This is a genomic window from Kitasatospora sp. NPDC001664 (genome assembly GCF_053596675.1).
The window spans coordinates 16,251-34,854 of sequence record NZ_JBSFGS010000017.1 but is presented as its reverse complement, the minus strand read 5'-3'; the positions used below and the strand labels follow the sequence as shown (position 1 = coordinate 34,854).

The window sequence follows — 18,604 nt, the reverse complement described above, 5'->3', positions numbered from 1 at the left end:
GCGGCGGAGCCGCACGTCAGCAGGGCCTCGCGCCCCTGCGGGCGCAGCGCTATCCGACGCTCGTGCGGAGCCGCGCGGCGGTGCGCCGCAGCAGCAGCGAGTCGCTGATCTCACCGGAGCGGACCGCCAGCGTCGACAGCAGCGAGGACGTGATCCCGTGGGTGTGCTCGGTGCCGCCCTGGAGGTAGATCCCGACCTCCACGTGCTCGGCGGTGAGCACCCGGTGGTCGCGGTCGACCCGCAGGCGCCCTCCCCCGTCCACCAGGCAGTCGGCCGCCAGCTCGCCGAGCAGCTCGCGCGGGTCGACGTGGGCGTACCCGGTGGCGAGCACCACCGCGTCCGAGTCGAGGCCGTACTCCTCGCCCGTGGCGAGGTTCCGCACCTGGGCGCGGGCCCCGTCCGCCATTTCCTCGACACCGACCAGGCGGGTGGTGTTGAGCATCCGCAGGCGCTCCTGGCCGGCCACCTTCTCCTGGTACACCGTGCGGTACAGCTGCTCGATCAGATCGCCGTCCACCACCGAGTAGTTGGTGTTGGCGTGCAGGTCGAGCAGCCGCTGCTTCACCGACTCCGGCGCGCCGTAGTAGTGGTCGACGGCCTCGGGGTCGAAGATCCGGTTGGCGAAGGGGCTGTCGTCGGCCGGGCTGTAGCCGTAGCGCGAGAAGACCGCGCAGACCTCGGCCTCGGGGAAGGCGCGGTGCAGGTACTCGACGGCCTCGGCGGCGGACTGCCCGGCACCGACCACGGTGAACCTGCGGTGCTTCAGCTCCGTCAGCTCCGGCGCGCGGTGGAGCAGGTCACGCGTGTGCCAGACCCGCTCCCCCGCGGTGACGCCGGCCGGCAGGCACGGCGTGAGGCCGGTCCCGACCGACAGGTTCCGCGCCCGGTGGGTCCTGCGTTCCGCCCCGCCCGCCGCGGCCTCGGTCACGACCTCCACCGCCACTGTGCGGCCCGCCTCGACCACCGGCCGGACCTGGACCGCGCTGCGGCCGTAGTCCACCGCGTCGGTGAACTCCGCGGCGCACCACTCCAGGTAGTCGTGGAACTCGAGGCGGGTCGGGTAGAAGGACTTCTGGTTGATGAAGTCGGCCAGCCGGTCCCGCTCCTGGAGGTAGCAGAGGAAACTGAACCGGCTGCGCGGGTCCCGCATGGTGACCAGGTCCTTGAGGAAGGCGACCTGCATGGTGGCGCCCTCCAGCAGCATGCCCCGGTGCCAGCCGAAGCGTTCCTGCCGCTCCACGAAGCGGGCGGAGAGCGCCTCCTGCGGGTTCCGCTCGTTGTGCGCATCGACGGCGATGGCCAGCGCCAGGTTCGCGGGGCCGAAGCCGATGCCTATCAGGTCCTCGGCACCGGCGTCCTGCCCCGGGCTGGTCTCGCGCAGACGCGACATCGTGTTCCTTCCGTTGGAGTCAGAGAGGAGTTGATTGATTAGGTAAGGCTTACCTAATCAACTTCTCGCATGACTGATCGAGAGTCAAATTCGGTATGTGCACCAACTAAGGAAGGACCGTGGTCCCCGCACCCGAGCCGCCCAGCGCCGCCAGCAGGCTGTGGTGCACCCGCCCGTCCAGCACCTGGGCCGCACCCACCCCGGAGCGCACCGCCCGCAGGCAGGCCTCCATCTTGGGCAGCATCCCCCCGGCCAGCGAGGGCAGCAGCCCTTCCAGCTGACCGGCGGTCAACTCCCCTATCACCTCGACGGATTCGGGCCAGTTGGCATACAGCCCCGGCACGTCCGTGAGCATCACCAGCACCTCGGCGCCCAGCGCCACCGCCATCGCCGAGGCGGCGGTGTCGGCGTTCACGTTGTAGACGTGGCCGTCCGCCCCGCGCGCGATCGAGGAGATCACCGGAATCCGGCCGTCGGCGATCAGCGCCCGGACCGCACCGGCCTCGACGCTCACCACGTCGCCCACCAGCCCGATGTCCACCTGCTCTCCGTCCACCTCGGCGTACCGCTTCACCGCCGTCATGGTGTGCGCATCCTCCCCCGTCAGCCCCACCGCCAGCGGCCCGTGCCGGTTCAACAGCCCCACCAGCTCCCGCTGCACCTGGCCGGCCAGCACCATCCGCACCACGTCCATCGTCTCCGGCGTGGTCACCCGCAGCCCCGCCGTGAAGCTCGACTCCAACCCCAGCCGGTCCAATTGGGAGCTGATCTGCGGCCCGCCCCCGTGCACCACGACCGGATGCACCCCCGCCCGATGCAGGGCGACCACGTCCCGGGCGAAGGCCGCCTTCAACTCCTCGTCCACCATGGCGTTCCCACCGAACTTCACCACCACGATCCGGCTGGCCAACGGACTCCCCTTCAAAAAGACTTAGGTAAGGTTTACCTTACTGTCTTCTCGGGGCATCCGTCACCACCCCGACCGCCCTGACCACGCGTCAGCGCCCCTCCCCGGGGCCGGAACGGCCGGTGCCCCGGCGGACCGCCGAAGCGGAGCGCCGGGGCACCGAGGTCGTACGTGTCGCGCGGGGCTCAGAAGTCGGCCGAGACGGTCACCCCCGCGAAGCCCTGCCGCGCCTGCAGGCTGAAGAACACGTAGCCGGCCGGCGGGTCGGTGACGGTCAGGGTCTCCGCGTTGTCCGGACCGGCCGAAGCCGTCACGTAGGCGTTGTCATAGGCCCAGCCGTAGGGGTTGTAGCGCAGGTCCCCGTTGCCGGTGCCGCCGCCGGTGGTCACCCGCAGCTGCTTGGTCCCGGCCGGGACCAGGACGAAGAAGTGCGCGTAGTTCCCGGTGGTGGCCCGGACGTCGGTCCGGGCGCAGTTCGCGCCCAGCTGCCGCCGGTCGCCGCCGCACTCCGCCAGTACCGGCCCGGTCGGCACCACGGCGCAGGCACCGGCGGCGCAGCGGTTCAGCCACTGGTCGAAGTCGGCGTCGTAGCGGGTGCCGATGGTGGTCTTCAGCAGGGTGCGGGCGCCCTCCCAGTCACCAGCGCGGTACTTCGCCAGCACCGCGTCCGCGTCCGCCCGGCGCTGCTCCAGCATGTAACGGACCGCCAGGTAGCCCCACCGGTAGGTGCGGTCCTGGGTGGTGTTGGCGTACGTGGTGTCGAAGAGCTCGCTGAGGCGGTAGTCGTGCCGGCCGGCGGCCAGCGTGATCGCGGCCTGGTTGACCTGTTTCAGGTAGGAGGTGGCCACGTACTCGGCGAGGCCCTCGGTCCACCAGACGGTGGGGGTGACGCTGCCCTCCTCGAAGGTGCCGTACATGTCGTAGCGGGCGTCGAGGTAGTGGGTGTACTCGTGGTTGAGGTTCCACACCTCCCACTGCGGGCGCCACTCGGCCTCGTAGGCCACGAAGCGCGCGTCGTTCCCGGCCCTGGCCGGATCACCCTCCAGGTACATCCCGCCGTTGTCGGTCTTGATCCCGTAGATCGCCGCCGCCAGGGTGGTGTACTCCCAGGAGGTGTCGAAGATCACGACCTCCATCCGGGAGTTGAGGTCGTTCGCCACCGGGCCCTTGTCCCGCGCGATGGCGTGGAAGAAGGCGTCCTGGCCCGTCAGACTGGCGCAGGCACCGGCCAGTTGGGCGGTGGTGGCCGCCTGGGCCCGGATGGCGATGCTCGGACCACAGGCGTGGGAGACGGTCAGGTTGGCCGCCTTGAGCCGCTCGGGTTCCTCGCAGGTGCCGTAGTAGCCGCAGTTCTCCGGGTCGGAGTAGCGGATCGAGGCGACCACGGCGGCCCGCTGGTAGCGGGTGTCGCCGGTGACCGAGGAGCGGTCCAGCAGGGTGCGCAGCATCGGCTGGAGCCGAGGCCGGAAGTCGGGGTGGGCGACGAAGCGGCCGAGCTCGTTGACGGAGTGCCAGAACACCCGGCGGTCGGGACCGCTGAGCAGCGCCTGGTTGCGCAGGGTGAAGCCGTACAGCGCGTCCAGCAGGCCCCGGTCGGCGCGGACGGCGTCCACGAAGCCGGGCTGGGAGTGGCCGGTGTAGAGCAGGGTGAAGACCGGGTTCACCGCCCAGGCCAGGTTCTGCCGGTCCCAGGTGGCGCTGTCGTAGGCGTTCAGCAGCCGCTTGACGATCGGCAGGTAGCGCGCGCTCTCCCGCAGGCAGTCCAGCAGGACGGCGGCCCGGGTGAGCGGATCGGCGTTCGCCGAAGTGACGTCCCCCGAGCGGGGGTTGGCGAAGAAGGCGTCCACCGCCGCCCGGACGGCGGTCCGCAGGGCGGGGCTGTAGGGGCCCTGCGCGGCGGTGTTGTTGGACTGCCAGAAGTAGCCGGCCTGGAGGTAGTACATCAGCTGGACGATGCGCCCGCCGTTGTCACCCCGGTAGGCGGTGGCGGCCTCGGCGGCGGCATCGGCCACCGCGACCATCTGCGGCTCGGCGAAGGCCTGTCGGCCCTCGGCGGCCGGCAGCACGAACAGGCCGTTGATGCACCAGAAGTCCACCGCCTTGACCTTCTCGACCAGGGCGGCCCCGGTCCGGCCGGTGAACTCGGAGACGGTGCAGGCGGCGGCCTCCGCGTCCGCCGCCGCGGCACCGGATCCCTTGGCGGCGGCCGGCTCCGGCCGCTGCGGGGCGAGTTGGACCGGCGCCAGGCTGTCCGGCGCCAGCGGTTCGTCCCGGGCCGCCTCGCCCTGCACGGTGGGCGGGGTGGCGGTGGCCGGGCCGGGCATGGGGGTCCCGGCCCGGCCGTCCGGTGCGACGACGGCGGACCCGATGGGAGTGGGGCCGCGGCCCGCCCGGCGGGAGCGGACAGGCCGACGGCCAGCAACAGGATCAGGGTGATCGTCAGGAGCCTTGCCGACTGCGGGAGTCGCCAAGGGCGTGAGGTGCTCACGTGGGGGTGCTCCGGTGTGCTCATCGGCCGCGCAGTGGGGTGCGGCCGGTGCGGGGTAGCGGACCGGCGAAGCACCGGTGGCCCGTCGGCCTCCGGTACGAACACGGTGGGGAATGCCCCATACCATGGCACATGTCACACTCCGCCGGAACACGGATTTCGGCCACTCGTGCGCGATCCTGTTCGGATCCGGCGCTCGACGGCCCTCCCCGTTTCGGATCCCGTGCGGTTCCGTGCGTTCCACGACGGCCGGACCCGGCCGACCGCAGCGCTGACGGTCGCTCACACCCCGTGCCCCGTGGCCGGATCCACCGCCCTCGCGGCACGGGCGGGCGCGTCCCCGCCTACCTCCTGACCGCCACCAGCGCGTTCGGCAGCCGGCGCTCGTACGGGGAGCTCCGGTCCGGGGTGCCCCAGTCGTCCATCGGGTTGTTCTGGAGGACGCCGTTCACCACCAGGCCGGTGTCACCGCCGCAGCCCATCGAGAGGGCCTGCTCGGCACCGAGCCACCGCATCAGGTGGGCCGTCTCCAGGAAGGTCATGCCCACGCTGGCGCTCGGGTCGCGGCCGTCCACGGTGACCATCTGGATCTTGCCGTCGGCCGTGACGCCGACCAGGGTCCGGGGATGCCGTTCGGCCGATGCGCTGTTGGGCCTGCCGTTCGCCGCGACCAGCCCGTTGGCCCTGACGTTGAGGTAGGGCTGACCGTCCCGCAGCAGGGACGGCCCGCACCCCCCGGCGACGACCCCCAACTCGCCGCTGGTGACGGACTTCCCGGTCGGGGTGTCCAGGATGTCGGCGGACGGCTTGAGCACCGTTCCCGTCGCCTGGTACTTCATCAGCCAGTCCCTGCCGGCGCCGATGCCCTGCAGCACGAGCTTCCCCGCCGGGACCGGGACCCCGGGCTGGTGCACCCCTTGGACCACCCAGCCGGAACTGAGCAGCAGCTCGAAGGGCTCCGCCCCGAGGTCCGGCGAGACCGCCGGCACCTGGGTGCCCCACTCCGGCCTGATGACCGTGAGGTCGTCCGGGTTGGCGCAGGGGAAGTTCCGGCGCGGTGCCGCCTCCTCGGGCTTCGCGCTCTCGAAGCCGCAGCCGATGACGTAGCCCGCAGGGCGGTTGACGCCGAAGACCCTGCGCGGGTCCGGCTGCCCGGTGACGGGGTCGGTCGCGGTCACCTTGACCGTGGTGCTGACCTCCCCGATCCGGGCGGGGACGATCGGACCGGCCTGGTTCGCCGGGTTCCTGCCGTTCAGCACCAAGGCGCTGCGGCCGTTGTTGGCCTCGCTGTCGATCCGGTTGTTCCGCACCAGGACCCCCTGGACGTCCCCGGTGTAGGTGTCCGGTGCCGGCACCCCCGGCTGGTACTTCCCCGGCACGCCCTCGGAGGCGTTGATCCCGACCACGGCGCCGCTCGCCCTGACCATGTCCCGCACCGAGTTCGGATTGGCCATCGTCCCGCCGAACGTGCTCTGGACGTCGTACTTCGCCGGATCGACGGTCACCACCCGGACCGACCACGGCCCGGTCGTCGGACGCCCGTCCAGGGCGTCGTAGAGCACCCGGGCCGTGTAGCGCACCGGCTTGCCGTCCACGACGACCGGCTGACCGTCCTTCAGGACGTACCCCAGGTTCCCCCCGTCCTGGAAGGCGGCGGCCTCGGCCTTCGACCCGAAGCTCCCGACCCGGACGGCCCAGGCCACCGGCTCCGCCGACGCCGCGACGTCCCCGCTCCAACCGCCCGCGGCCGTGGGGGCGGAGACCGGCACGGCGCGCACGAGCCCGGCCAGCGCGGGCACGTCCTGGACGAGCTTGGCCACCTGCGCGTCCGCATCCGCCTTCCGGGTCTTCAGGACCTCGGTCCCCTCCGGCTGGTAACGGACCGACAGACTCCAGTGATCGCCGGCGGCCTCCCCGAACGGCGCACCCGAGGCGAAGCCCTGACTGTACGTCCGGTAGCCGATCCCGTCCGCGATCTGCTGCGGCCCGTCCTTCGGCCACGCCACCGTCCACGTCCGCGGGTCGGCCGGATCGTACGGACCGACCGGCATCTGACCCGGCGGCGGGGAGACCGGCGGGGTCCCGACCGCGAACGAGCTCGACGGCACCACGACGGGCACCATGCCCAGCACCAGGAGCGCCGGAAGCAGGGAGCGGATCTTGCGCATCTTCACCCTCGTGGTTCGTACGACAGCAGAAGGACCGGACCACTTGGTCCGCGACCGCCGATGATCTTCCCACGCGCACCCCGAGGGCCCCTACCCTCCGGAGACCGTCAGCCGCCCGCCAGGATCGAGGAGAGCTCCGAAACGTCGAAGCCTCCCCTCGCGAACTCCGCTACCAGCTCCCGCCGTTCCTCCGTCAGCCGCCGCTTCCGACAACGGGCCCGGTACGCCTTGACCAGACGCAGCTCGGTGTTCCGGGCGTGAACAGTCAGGTCGACCGGGCCGAACCGGAACCGTGCCTCCCCCGCTCGCCATCAGCTCCACCAGCTCATCCGCCGTCAGGTCGACCGCCTGCCCGGCGACATCCCGTCCCTGGTCCTCCCCTGTGGCTGAGTAGACGCAACGGCCCGCCGGATGATCCGGCGGGCCGTCGCGTCTCTCTACCGGCGGTCGTTACCGCTGTTCGTCACTGCTAATCGCCAGCGAACACGACGAACGTTCCCGGCCGATCGATGCAGTTCTCCAACAGTGTCGCAACGCTGGTCAACATCGTTGCGATCTCTGCCGGTTGCGAGCTCGTCAACCTCAGGACCTCGGCGAGGAGCTTCTCGGCTCCGGCGCTGTCGAGGTGGGTGTCCCCGTACGGGTCCACCGCTCCCAGGGCAGGGTAGTCCGCGGGGTTCAGCCCGGAGACCAAGTCCGAGAGGATCTCGTCGTCATCCCCTACGTCTCCGATCAGCGTGCGGCGGGAAGCCTCCCAGTCGCTCAGATCGGAATCCTCGGAATGCCATTCGACATCGATTCCCACGGAATACCTCCTTCGATCTCAGTACGGGTAGGCCGTGACGACCTTGCCGTTTCGGACCACCACCTTGACACGGGTCTTCGCCCGGCCCCGGTTATCGTACCCGGTCGTTCGCTTGAAGTCGTGGACATGAATGTGACCCGGCGTTCCATTCGTGTTCGGCTGGGCCTGAGCCTTCTTGATCGCAGTTTTGATCATGCGCTTGACCTTGCGCGGATCCTGGGTCTTGAACTTCGACTTGTTCGCCCAACCAGCACGTGAAACGTGGCGCGGATGAATGTGGGTGCTGTACTGATGCTCGGTCAGAACCGCAGAGTTGCAGTTGTGGACAACCGCATCGCCGCCAGGAATCTGGACCGCGTAGGTGTGCTGGTTTCCGACATTGAGGTTGAAGACCAGCTGGTCGGTGACACCACCGAGATCCTCGGTGGCCGTCACGGTGGAAATCCCACCGTCCGCCGTCAGCAGACCGTCTCCCGACCGGACATCGCCGGCCTGGACCCAGCCCCGGCCCTCGACCCAGAACGGGTGGTTGGAGGTTGCCACGACCGGCGGGGCTTCCGGGTCACCATCGGTGTCGATGGTGACCAGGTGCTTGACGCCGTAGCCGACGATGACGTCCAGAACGGGTTCGGCAGTACGGACGCCCGTCACCGGGTCCACGGCAGTGACGAAGTCACCGACCCGGAGCGCGGAGATCGACAGGTATCCACCGTCCGCCATCAGGACCTGGGTGCCCGGGGCGAAGGAGTTGGGGAACCGGCAGGCTCCCCCACTCGCCCGGGTGCTGACCCTTGCCCGCGCAGCCACCCGACCGACGCGACTGGCAGCCCTGATGGACTTGACCGCCGTGGCAGCAGCCTTGACGGCTGCCCCCGCCCCGACGACCTGGGCCGCGGCGGTCACCGCCATCTCGGCGGCCTTGGCCCAGTTGCCGGTTGCGGCGTAGGAGACGGCTGAGACCGCAGCTGCCGCTGCGCCGATGGGGCCTGGGATGTAGGAGGCGACTTCGGCGACCTTGGCGACAACGTTGAGGACCTTCTTGAAGGAGAAGCCCCAGTTGCCGTCGAGGTCGGTGCAGTTGACCGGGTCGCCGGTGCAGTAGTCGTACGGGCTGGCGTTGCCGCCCGGGACCGGGTCGATCTGGAGGAAGCGGCCGAGAGCCGGGCTGTAGAGGCGGGCACCCATGAGGATGTCGCCGTCGAGCGCCTCGGCGGAGCGCTGCTTGCCGCCAAGCCAGCCGTAGCGGACGCCGGCCTGGCCCTCCAGCGGGATGCCGAACTCGTCGAAGTCGAGGACGACGGGGGTGGTGAGGGCGGCGTCGGTGGTGAGGACGACCGAGCCGAAGAGGTTGGTGAGTTGGAGCTTGGTGTCTCCGGTCTTGGAGGTGGTGGCGACGAGGTCGGCGTCGGGCCCGGAGACGTTGCGGGTCAGGGTGCCCTGGGTGGTGTCCTCGATGGTCCAGCGGACCTCGTCGGAGTCGTCGCCGTAGTGGTTGAGCTTGGAGGTGGCGTTCGCCCAGGAGCCGTCGGCCTGCTTCTTGGCCGTGGTGAACGCGGTCAGGCGGTGGGCGGCGTCGACGGCCCACTGCTGCTTGGTGTCGCCCTTCTCCTGGGAGGCGACCTTGTCGTTGGCCCAGTAGGTGTTGGTCAAGCCGGTGCCAGTGGTGACGGTGCGACCAAAAGCGTCGTAGGTGAAGCCCGCGTCGGTCAGGCGGTCGGCGCTGTCGTAGGTGTGGGTCTCCTCCGTCGGGTTGGCCGCGCTGCAGGCGGCGGCGTTGCCGGTCTGCGAGGTGGCCTTCTTGGTCCGGTTGGAGTGGGCGTCGAAGGTGTACTGACGCGTCACGCAGCCGGTGGTGACGGAGGAGTGCTCGGCCTTGGTGAGGTGGCCGACGCGGTCGTAGGTGTAGGACTTGGTGTAGGTGGAGCTGGTGTCCTTGGCGACGGCCCCCTGGGTGGAGACGTCGACGCTCTGGGACCAGACGTCCTTGTTGTCCGAGGTGCGGGTGTAGGTGCGGCTGGTGGCCGCGCCGACCGCGTTGAAGCTGTCCTTGCGGACGATGCCGCCCGGGTAGGACTGTTCGACGAGCTGGCCGTCGGAGCCGTACTTGGCGGTGAACTCACCGGCGAGGCTGTCGCTGATGGAGGTCACCATGCCCCGGGGTTCCTTGGCCCGGTCGTAGGTGTAGGTGGTGAAGCCGGTCGGGTCGGAGACCTTGGTCGGCTTGCCGAACTTGTCGTACTCCGTGGTGGTGGTGCCACCGTCGGAGTCCGTGTAGGAGATCAGACGGCCGAGGTCGTCCATCACACGCGTGAGCGACTTGCCGCCCGCCGTGGTCTTCACCGCGTCGCCGGTCGCCGGGTCGTACTCGGTGGTGACCTTCGGCAGGGCCAGGCCCTCGTCCGAGGTGATCTCGATGGAGGTGATGCGGTCCGCGCCGTCGTAGGTGGTGACGCTCTTGCGGGACTTGCCGGCGTTGGTCTCCGTCGTCTCCTCGGCGTCGCCGAAGCGGGAGTACCGGGTAATCCGCTTGGCCGGGAGGGTGGTCGGCATCCGCGCCGAGTCCGCACCGGTGATCGCGCCACCGGGGCCGGTGACGCACGGGTTGCCCGCCCACTCCGGGCGGTTGGCACAGGCCGAGTCGTCCGGGTTGGCGCCGGCGGTGTAGAAGACCGTCTTCACCGTCGAGGCATCCGCGCCCGTGGCGCCCGGCTTGCGGGACTCCAGTGCACGGCCCGACGCGTCGTACTTGATGGTCGCGGTCAGCGGCGTCTGACTCGCCGCATCGGACGTGACCGAGGTCGGGGTCTTCAGGACCCAACCGGAGGTGCCGCCGATCGGGGTGCCGTAGCCGTTCTTGGTGACCCGCAGCTCGGCGTCGGTGGCGTAGCCGTCGATGCGGGCACCGTCGGTGGAGGTGGTGATCAGGTGGTAGGCCTGGCCGTCGGGCTTGCCCTCGTCGTAGGTGTTGGCGTTGTGGTCCCGGGCGAGCACCGAAGTGCCCACCGGGAGGGTCGGGTTGACGGTGGTCTTGGTCAGGGTGAAGGTGTCGAACCCGGCGTGGAACCGCTCGCCGGTGGAGGCGGCGTTGGTGCCGGTCACCAGCATCTTGAGCGAGTGGTCACCGCGGGTCAGGTGGATCGGCGCACCGGTGGTGAACGGCGCCACCGCCGGCGTCGCGGCGTACTCGTCGATCGGCGAGCCGAGGTTGGTGCCGTCGATCGACAGCTGCACGATGCCGTGGTCGTTGTACTTCGTGAGCTGGCCGCTGAGGACGTAGTCGCCCTCCTCCGGCACGGTCACCCGCACGGTGTCCTCGGCGCCGGCCGCGGTGCCGCGCAGGCTCAGCTGCGCACCGCCCGACCAGGTCAGGCCGCAGCAGTCGGCGTCCATCTTCAGCGGGTAGTTGGCACCCAGCTGGGGAAGGGTCTCCGCCTCCGAGGTGACGGTGACCGGGTTGGTCTGCCCCGCCATGGTCTCCGAGAGGGTCGCCCGGTACAGCGGGCCGAGCGTCTCGGCGACGTCCTGGCCGTCAGCGGTGTACGTGGTCCGCGAATCCAGCAAGCGGGCCCGGTCCGCAGAACCGGCCGGCAGTCCGAGCTCGGCCTCGAACCGCGCGGTGTCGGGGTGGATGCCGAGCGCGATGGAACGGTTGGTCGCCTCGAGGGACCTGATGACGTGTCCGAAGCGGTCGTACTCGCTGGTGTCGATGTCACCGCCCGAAGTCACCGACGGTGTCGCGGTGTTGACCTCCTGCCCGGAGGCGTTGAGGTAGTGGACGGTGGCCGCCTTGTAGCCGCCGGTGCCCGGGCTGGCGGCGGTGGCCGCATGGATTCCGGGCTCGTCCTCGGGGCCGAAGACGGCGGTGGCATCCGTCGGCGCGTCCGTCTGCGCCCAGGTGGCCACGGTCGGACCGGACAGGTCGTAGGGACCGCCGGCCGCCGGGGTCAGGGGGACCTCGTAAACGACCTTGGTGGCGATCTCACCGTTGACGGTGCTCTTGGTGCCGGGCACGAGACTCTCGCGGCGGACCTTGAGCAGACGCCCCTGATCGGTGTCGGTGGCGCTGGCACGACCGTAGTCGAAGGACCAGGGCAGCTCACCGGCCGGGGCGACCCTGGTGACCCGGCCCGACGTGTCGTAGCTGTAGGTGGTCTTGAGCGGGGTGGCCAGACGCGGGTCCCAGACCTGCGCCAGTCGACCCTGCTCGTCGTACGCGTAGTGCGCGACCTCCACTGCCTCCTGCTGGGAGGTGGCCGGGTTCCACGACCAGACCTTGACCGAGCGGACCCGGTCGACGTAGTCGCCGGGGGTGCCGGCCACGGCCGTCGTGACGGCCGGGTAGTCGTAGTCCATGACCTCGCAGCCGCGCGGCAGCGGGTTCAGCGTACAGCCGTTGAGGTCGTCGACCCCGGGCTCGACGGGAGCGATCACGCGCTTGGGCAGCGAGCGCCCGTCGGTGGTGTCGTAGGAGTACCGGGTGGTCGACGCGGCGTCGGGACCGGTCTCCGTCGTCACCTGGTAGACCTCGGAGCCCGCCTGACGGGAGAACAGCGTGTACGAGCCGTCCAGGTCGGAGAGCTTGTACGCGGTCCCGTTGGTCTGCAGGTCCCAGAGCTGCCAGGAGCCGCCCCAGCACGACCAGATGGTGCCGCCGAGGTTGGCGTCCAGGCACTTGCCGGACTGGCCGTTGACCAACGACTTGTTGGCCTGCAGGCGCCACTGCTGGTTCGGGCTGCCCGAACCGCAGGACCACAGCACCATCCGGGTGTTGTCGGCGGTGGCGCCCCACGGGTTGTCCAGGCAGTAGCCCATCACCTTCAGGGACAGGTCGTCCCCGTAGGTCCACTGCTGGTTGGGCGCACCGGTGCAGGGCGCGTACTGCGGGTTCACGCCGTTGCCCGGAGCGCCGTTCGGCACCTCCAGGCACTGCCCGAAGGACGTGACCAACGCGCCCGAGGGTGCGGGGACGGTGGTCAGGGTCACCGACTCCGCGCCGGGCTCGGGGAAGAAGGTCCCGTCGGTGCCCTTGGCGAAGGTGGTGACCGAGTCGTCGGTGTGCTTGATCTCGACCAGGTCGGACTCCGGGAAGGAGAGCGACCGGTACTCGGAGCCGGTGCCCGCGTCGGGGCCACCGGCCCACTGCGGGCCGAACGGGGCGACGATCTCCTTCAGCGAGATGTCGTCGAAGAAGACCTCCTTCCCGCTGCCGCCCACGTTGCCGTTGTAGAGGCGGAACCACGCCTCGGTGGCGTCCTTGGGCACGACCATGTCCAGCGTCAGCTGCTGCCAGCCGTCGGTGAACGAGGCCTTCGAGGAGGCCGTCTCGCCGTAGGTGCCACCGCTCTTGTAGACACCGACGATCTTCAGACCACGATGCGGCAGCGCGCTGGTGTCCAGACCCGTCGCCGACGGGACGTAGATCCAGGCGCTCAGCCGGTAGGTCTTGCCCGGCTTCATGCCCTGGCCGAGCGTGTACTCCGGGCCGAGCGCCGCGAAGGAGTCCCAGCCACTCGCGGCCGGCACCACCCTGAGCGAGTCGGTCGAGTTGTCGTGGCCGCGCACCGTGGAACGCTCGACCGTCGCCTGCCCGGCGGTGAAGCCGGTGGTGTCGGTGCCGACCTGACGCTGATTGGCCGTCAGACGCTCGCCCTGGGTCTCCCAGCCGCGGCCGAGGCCGCGCGAGGAGAACGTGCGCTTGACCGATATGCCGAACTCGTCCGCGTCCGTGACGTCGGTCGAGTAGTCACCGGTGAGCAGGTTGACCGCGCCGGGCCCGACGTCAGACCTGGCCGCACCGTCGGCGTTCTGGTCCACCGTCATGGTGTTCCAGCCGGTGGCCACACCGGCGCCGGAGCCGTCCTCCGGGAACATCAGGGCCCGGACCTGGACCACGCCGCCGACGTTGCCGAGCGTGTCGACCACCGTCCAGTTGGCGTGCGTGCCGAGGTCCGCCAGGCGCGGCTTCGGGTCGGTGACCGGGGTGTTGTCCGCCTTGGTCAGGTTGGTGAGCGGCACGTTGTACTCGGTCGCGCCCGGACCGCGGCGGTACTGGTAGACCACCCGCTTGAGGTCGGCCTGCGCGTCCACCGAGAGCTTCACGCGCTTCGCGGACTGGCTGCCGTCCACCGGTGAGGTCAGACCCGCCCGGCCCACCTGGAAGGCGAAGCTGGTCGCGTCCGAGAGGTTCCCCGCCCGGTCCTTGGCCTGCACCTTGAGGGTGTGCTTGCCGTCGGTGGCCGGGGTGATGGAGGTGGTGATCGTCTGGTTGGCGGCGACCGTCACCGGTGCCCCGCCGTCCAGGGTGTAGACGAACCCGATCAGGTCGGTCTGGCCGGCCACCGGCGTGAAGGTGAACTGGCCCGCCTGTCCGGCCCCGCCGTGCCACAGGCCGTCGGCCGGGTAGGTCGGCGAAGTGACGAACGGCGCACCGGGCTTGACGGTGTCCACCAGGAAGGAGGTGCCGACCCAGCCGGACTGGGAGTTGGCGTCGGAGACGCGGCCCCAGATCGAGTAGGTGGTGTCCTCGTCGAGCTTGGCCACACCGAGGTCGGCCGGCGTCACCTGGAGGTAGGTGCCCGCGGGCACGGTCCGGTAGATGCCGTTGACGAAGGTGGAGCCCTTCCAGAGGTCGACGTTGACGCCGACGTTGCCGCCGTCCGCGTCGGCCGCCAGCACCTGGAAGCGCGGGGTGGCCGAGCTGGTGTAGGCCGGGTTGCCCGGCACCGACGGCAGCACGTCCATCGAACTCGGCGTCGGCGGGACGGAGTTGTACGTCACCGACAGGTAGGGCGGTGCGGCGCCCTCCGAGGAGTAGAAGCGCTTCCAACTGAGCGAGTCCGACTCGTTGTCGGCCTTCAGACCCAGGGCGTTGTAGTCGTTGGAGTTCGCCGCCCAGGCGGCGGCCAGGTTCTTGACGTCCGCCTTGACCCAGCCGCTGCCGTCGCTGTTGGCGCACTGGTACGCGTCACCGGTGTCGGTGTCACGGGTGTCGAAGGACCACGCGTACTCCTGGCCCCAGGCGGGCTGCGCGGTCCACCGGGTGCCGGTGGAGGCGTAGTTGGTGTTCCAGACCTCCCACTCCTTCGCCGTGCAGGAGGAGGAGTGGTAGTTGTACAGGTTCAGCGTGGCGCCGAGGATCTGCTTGCCGCGGAACCCGTACGTCGGGAAGTGCAGGAACGAGCGGGCCACCGTCGTGCCGCCGTCGTACGTGCCGACCTTGAGGTCGGTCGAGGACGACTGGTCGCTGGTGGTGCCCTTCTGCACGAAGGTGTCGAAGTTGGTGCCCAGGTCCACCGTCGGGTCGATGGTGACCGGGTACACGGTCTTCGGGTCCGCGAGGAACGCGGCGTCGGCGGTGAACACCAGCTCGGCGTCCGCACCTTGACCGCGCAGCTCCATCGAGACCGCGCCGCGGTTCAGGTGCTCGCCGGACTTCTCGTCCACGGCGGCGTCCCACATCACGGGGGCCGGCACCTTGACGGTGGGCTTGTGGCCGACGTGGTCCACCAGGTGGATCGCGCCGTCGTCCTGCTTCTCGACCGAGTAACCGGTGGTGTCCAGCGGGAGGTTGAGCGTCCCGGCCTGGGAGACCGCGCTGCGGTCCTTCACCACCAGGAACTGCTCGAAGCCGGTCCGGGTGGCCTCCAGCACCAGGTCGACGCCCGGGCGGGCGTTGACGTAGGTGGCCTTGCTGCCGGACAGCTTGGGCTTGGGCAACTTGCCCAGCCAGCCGAGCTCGACCTGGGCCTCGCCGTTGCCGACCTTCACGAGCTCGCGCTCGGCGGGGGCGGCCGGGGTCTTCGGGTCGGCGGCAGGCGCGGCGGCGCGCAGCGCCGAACGGGCGGCGTGCTGCTGGGCCGAGGCCGTCGCACTGGGCGTCGCCGTGGCGGAGGGCGCCGCGAACGCTGACGGAACGTCGGCCGGCGCGGCCGGGGTGGTGCCCGGCAGGGCGTCACCGACCTGGACGGCCGCGTCACCGCCGGAGAACTTCAGGCCCTCCGGGTGCGCCTTCGGCGCGACCGAGCCGTCCGCCGTCTCGACCAGGGTGGTGTCCACCGGGACCCACGCCTCGCCGACCTTCATGCGGACCGGACCGCCGGCCACCTCCTGGGTGAGCGTGCCCTCGGGGTTGGCCCAGAGCGTGGTGTTGGCGGTCCGGGCCCCGGTCACCTCGATCCGGCGCTTGTTGAGCCGGGCGGCGAGCAGCGCCGATGCCTCGTCAGGCGCCTCGTTGACGGGCGAGGCCACCGGCGGCTTGGTGTCGGCGACGGCGACGGCGGGACTCAGCGCGCCCAGGGCGACACCGGTCTCCACCACCAGCCCGAGTGCGGCGAGCACGGCTATTCGCCGCACCCTGCGCACAGAGAAGGCTCCGCCCGCGTATGCGTGCGAAGCCTGGGAGTTGCGTAGCAAAACTACTCCCCAAGATCAGATAAAGGATACATAAGCCCATGGCATGGGCGGGGCCAACCTCTCATACGGAGGAGGCGTCCAATCTTCTGGGGGATGTCCGGCAACCGACCGTCAATGATGAAAAATCGGCCACAATCGGTCATCTGACGCCAAGTCAACTCACGACCTCCTCACTTACTTCACAACGTGCTCCTTCCAACAGGTCATGACCGTGGTCGCCGCCATGACCGAAAGGTCGACCCTCCCGCGCGCCGGGAACCCGAAAGGATCCGGCAGCCCGCTCACGTCCACGACCAGCACCATCCCGTCCTTGCGGACCACCGTCGACCCGTCGGCCCGCACGAAGGCCGCCTCCCCGAGCCCGGTCAGCTCCCGCACCACTCCCCCGGAGGCCCGCAGCCCCTCGAAGTCCGCACCCGCGTCCACCCCCGACTCCCGGACGGTGATCACCAACTCCCCTTCTCCGTAGACGTACGGGCACCTGTACACACGGCCGTCCCAGCTCCCGGCCGGTGTCGTGACCGGTTCGCTCCCGAGTGCACCGGCCAACTGCCGCAGCACGAAACCCCCGCAGACCATCCGTGACGCCTCCGAGGGCCCGGACGCCGAAGCACTGGCCGGTGCCCCGACACGGTGGTGGTGCTCCTCCGCCGGAGCACCACCACCGCACCCCGCCGACACCAGCAGGAGGGCGAGGACGGCGAGCGGCGGTCGGATGCGGCGTTGGCAGGTCATGGCCCCTCCTGGGGATGTGAACGGCCCCGTGGCCCGCCCGCCCGCCCCGTAGGAGGTGGAGGGCGGGCGGACCACGGAGCCTGACGGTGGGTCGGCCGGGCCGACTACGGCAGGCGGTACTGCGCGTTCAGCGCGGCACCCTTCTGCGGCTGGTTCTGGTCGTAGCCGCGCGGGTCGCACTGGAGGCCGCCCACGATGCAGTGGTTCACCAGGGCCGCCAGGGTCGGCGGGTCCCAGGCGTTGAAGAAGTCGTAGTGGAAGGTGAAGCCCCGTCCGCTGGAGAGGTGGAGCTGCGCCAGGTGGTTGAGGTCGGCCGGGAAGCCGACCTTGAACTCGATCATCGGCACCGCCACCGGGTGGGTGGACGGGCAGACGCCGTTGATCGGGTAGGCCATGTGGCTCTTGTGGTCGGGGGTGTCCAGGTGGATGCCGTTCCAGCAGCTCGGCGCCTGGTAGCGGATCGCCACGTCACCGCCGCCGGGGCAGGCCGTCGGCAGGTCGACGCTGTGGTAGCCGTCGCCGCACTCCCAACCGGCCACGTAGCCGGGGCTGGTGGCGAACTCGGTGGCGCTGGCCGTCGGGCTGCCGACCACGAACCGCAGGCCCGGCGGGAACGGCCGCACGCTGGTGTAGTCGGTGACCGCGCCCTTGTAGTAGATGGTCTGGAGGTTGTTCGGCATCACCGGGGTGTTGCCGTCCAGCACGGCCGGCATCCAGTACCCGGACTTGTCGCCGGGTGCCAGGCAGGTGGTGGTGCCGGACTGCAGCGAGGCGAGCGTGGAGCCCGCGGTCACGGTCGGGTTGCCGAGGAAGGTGTGCAGGTGGGAGGCGCCGGCCTTGCCCGGGTAGACGATCGGGTCGTCCGGCAGGTTGTGGGTGGCGGTGCAGTTGGCCTGGAACTCGTGGAAGTACGCGTGCGGCGGCTGGTAGGTGGAGGGCACCACCCCGGTCACCGGCGGGTCGGCGTACACGTACCCCGTGGTCGGGGTGGTGACCTGCCCGTAGACCTTGAACTCGAACAGCGAGTACCCGTAGCCGTTCGCCCGCTGGGTGGCGGTCAGCCGGACGTACCGGCCGGTGCCGGAGACCGGCAGGCTCTGGGTGCCGCCGGTGGCGGCGGCGTTCTCGTAGACCGTGCTCCAGCTGACCGTGTCCGGCGAGGTCTGGATCCGGAACGCCTTGGCGTACGCGGCCTCCCACTGGAGCTCGACCTTGCTGACCGTCGCCGGGCCGCCGAGGTCGATCTGGATCCACTGCGGGTCGCTCCACGCACTGGCCCACCGGGTGGCGGGGTCGTTGTCGACCACCGCCCCCGCCGGGAAGTTGGCGCTCTCGATCGAGGACGCCGTCACCGGCTTGGAGAGCGAGATCAGCGGATCGGCGGCCGCGGCCGCGTGCCAGGTCGCGCCGGTCAGACCGGCGAAGGCGAGCGCGGCGGTGAACGCGGCGGCCAGCGCCGCGCGCGGGGCACCGCGCGAGAGGAATCGGGGTCGCATCGGACCTCCAGGTCGGGTGGATGGGTGGGGCCCCGGACCGGGCGGGGTGGGGCAGGCCCGGGCCGGGGGGAATGTGGGGGCGCGCTCCCGCTGTTCGACCGCCCGTCGGGCGCGGAAGCCGGCCCGGGCTGACCGGCCGTCAGGAACGGAGGGACGCAGCCCCGTGACCGGCCTGACAGCCGCCGGGCCGGCCGTCAGGCCGT

Annotated in this window: 8 protein-coding genes; all 8 read right to left on the bottom strand. The window is 70.5% G+C overall.

The window, feature by feature from the left end; all coding sequences use genetic code 11:
* Positions 1 to 49 precede the first annotated feature (49 nt).
* Positions 50 to 1,381 carry a lysine N(6)-hydroxylase/L-ornithine N(5)-oxygenase family protein gene (locus ACWCYY_RS23825; protein WP_449797262.1) on the bottom strand — a complete coding sequence of 444 codons (1,332 nt, stop codon included), beginning with the start codon at positions 1,379 to 1,381 and terminating at the stop codon, positions 50 to 52.
* A 115-nt stretch (positions 1,382 to 1,496) separates the two neighbouring features.
* On the bottom strand, positions 1,497 to 2,300 hold the full coding sequence (argB, locus tag ACWCYY_RS23820; protein ID WP_380149772.1) for an acetylglutamate kinase: 804 nt from the start codon (positions 2,298 to 2,300) through the stop codon (positions 1,497 to 1,499).
* A gap of 182 nt (positions 2,301 to 2,482) precedes the next feature.
* Positions 2,483 to 4,621: a collagenase gene (locus ACWCYY_RS23815; protein WP_449797169.1), complete on the bottom strand. Its 2,139-nt coding sequence runs from the start codon at positions 4,619 to 4,621 to the stop codon at positions 2,483 to 2,485.
* A 508-nt stretch (positions 4,622 to 5,129) separates the two neighbouring features.
* Positions 5,130 to 6,953 carry a phosphodiester glycosidase family protein gene (locus tag ACWCYY_RS23810; RefSeq protein WP_449797261.1) on the bottom strand — a complete coding sequence of 608 codons (1,824 nt, stop codon included), beginning with the start codon at positions 6,951 to 6,953 and terminating at the stop codon, positions 5,130 to 5,132.
* A 469-nt stretch (positions 6,954 to 7,422) separates the two neighbouring features.
* Positions 7,423 to 7,758 carry a hypothetical protein gene (locus ACWCYY_RS23805; protein WP_345282690.1) on the bottom strand — a complete coding sequence of 112 codons (336 nt, stop codon included), beginning with the start codon at positions 7,756 to 7,758 and terminating at the stop codon, positions 7,423 to 7,425.
* Positions 7,759 to 7,776: 18 nt separating this feature from the next.
* A complete protein-coding gene (locus ACWCYY_RS23800) occupies positions 7,777 to 16,119 on the bottom strand; it encodes a DNRLRE domain-containing protein (protein WP_449797168.1) in 8,343 nt (2,780 codons plus the stop codon).
* Between the two features lie 225 nt (positions 16,120 to 16,344).
* Positions 16,345 to 16,623, bottom strand: coding sequence for a hypothetical protein (locus ACWCYY_RS23795; protein ID WP_449797167.1), 279 nt, complete (start codon positions 16,621 to 16,623; stop codon positions 16,345 to 16,347).
* A gap of 386 nt (positions 16,624 to 17,009) precedes the next feature.
* Positions 17,010 to 18,401 (bottom strand): DUF1996 domain-containing protein, encoded by a 1,392-nt coding sequence (locus ACWCYY_RS23790; RefSeq protein ID WP_449797166.1) that lies wholly within the window; start codon positions 18,399 to 18,401, stop codon positions 17,010 to 17,012.
* Positions 18,402 to 18,604: the final 203 nt, after the last annotated feature.

What these genes read in the sequence shown, in the direction of transcription:
- ACWCYY_RS23815 (WP_449797169.1), bottom strand. Translation starts at nt 4,621, where the DNA reads ATGCCCGGCCCGGCCACCGCCACCCCGCCCACCGTGCAGGGCGAGGCG.
- ACWCYY_RS23810 (WP_449797261.1), bottom strand. Translation starts at nt 6,953, where the DNA reads ATGCGCAAGATCCGCTCCCTGCTTCCGGCGCTCCTGGTGCTGGGCATG.
- ACWCYY_RS23790 (WP_449797166.1), bottom strand. Translation starts at nt 18,401, where the DNA reads ATGCGACCCCGATTCCTCTCGCGCGGTGCCCCGCGCGCGGCGCTGGCC.